Raw genomic sequence first — 1,615 nt, forward strand, 5'->3', positions numbered from 1 at the left:
ATCAATAAGTTAAATCAATATGCTATGGCTATTTTGACATGAGAGAGTGCTGGAATAAAAAATTTTCGCATAAAAACACAATAAACAGCAACTTGGCGAGGGATTAACGTTTGATGGGGCTTTTGTCAGTGCATCTCAGGAGGATTCGGGCAGAAAAGAGCAGGAATATACGTGCTTTTGTTTAGGGATTTAGGATGGTTTATGCGGGTACCCGCCGGGTGGGTTACCCCTCTAATCTTTAGCTATCTTGCTGTTGTTGAACCTCACGTTGCCGTGCTTTTAAGGGCTGGCGCTGTAAACACCAGTAAGAATAGATCGCGTTAAATAGTACCACCAAGGCAGTTACACAGAATACAGCGCGGAAACCATAGCTGGCAGAGACCGCAGCCCCGAGTAGCGGGCCGCTGACATTACCGACATCACGAAACGATTGGTTATAACTGAAAATCCGGCCAGCCACTTGATTGGTGCAGTTATAAATTAGTAACGTCTGCACCGCAGGGAGCAATGCACCATCCGTTGCCCCCAGCAAGAAGCGCAAAATACCCAATTGCAATGGAGTCTGCACGAAAGCCATCGGGATCAAGATAAGCACTGACAGAGCCAGCATGGCAATCAGAATGCGTTCCGGGCCGATTCTATCACCCAGTTTTCCTAATCTCGGCGCGCTCATCAATGCAGCAACCCCTGGGACTGACGCAATCATGCCGCTGACGAAAGCCAAATTATGAATATCACCAGCCAGTTCGCGCACATACAGCGTCAAGATCGGCGCAATTGAGCCAGTAGCAATCTGGATTATCATGGTGGTGACAAACAGGCTCAGGATTAACTTCGGGTTCTTCAGGGAGTTAAATACTTGCCGCCCGTTAAGCATGTTTTTTTTCAGTACCGGTGCAAACTGCTCCCTGACATACAGCCAGGTTAGGGCAAAACAGAGCAACAACACCGCCGCGGTAATAAAGAATACCGGTCTCAGGCCATAGTTATCCGCTAACAACCCGCCGATCAGTGGCCCGATTAATGCACCGCTCACCCCACCGGTTGAGAGCGTCCCCAAAGCCCAGCCACTCTTGTTGCGCGGTACTTGAGTGGCGATCAGTGCATTGGCATTTGGAATAAAACCACCCAGTAGTCCCAGCAGTGCACGTAATGCCAGAAACTGCCAGATATTTTGCGCCATACCCATTAAAACCATCACGATCCCCATGCCTAACGCTGAGCGTAATAGCATGATTTTCCGCCCTTTACGATCAGCGAGGCTCCCCCAGAAGGGGGCGGCAATGGCAGAAAACAGAAAAGTAATGCTGAATACCAGACCGGACCACATATTCAATGACTGGTGACCGCTCACGCCTAACTCCTCCACATACAATGGCAAGAATGGCATGATCAAACTAAATGCAGCACCGGTTAGAAAACAGCCTAACCAGGTGACAAATAGGTTTCTTTTCCAGTTAACAGGTTGTGGTGCCGAGGTCATAAATTACCGATTAAGCAAGTGATTGCTTTGCGTCTCTTTATTCGTCAGCAGGGCGTTTGAAGGGGCGGCAAAGCACGAGAAGCAGATACTTAGCCTGATAAGTATGCGCTCATAGTGCAGCGACATCAATGA

Annotated in this window: 1 protein-coding gene; it reads right to left on the reverse strand. The window is 48.7% G+C overall.

All coding sequences use genetic code 11. The features are described from left to right. Positions 1-238: 238 nt before the first annotated feature. Entirely contained in the window at positions 239-1,483 is a 1,245-nt protein-coding gene (gene mdtG / locus V1952_RS21720) for a multidrug efflux MFS transporter MdtG (RefSeq protein ID WP_420075536.1), read from the reverse strand. Positions 1,484-1,615: the final 132 nt, after the last annotated feature.

It is taken from the genome of Yersinia sp. 2542 StPb PI (genome assembly GCF_048593855.1).
In the GTDB taxonomy this organism is placed as follows: Bacteria; Pseudomonadota; Gammaproteobacteria; order Enterobacterales; family Enterobacteriaceae; genus Yersinia; species Yersinia enterocolitica_E.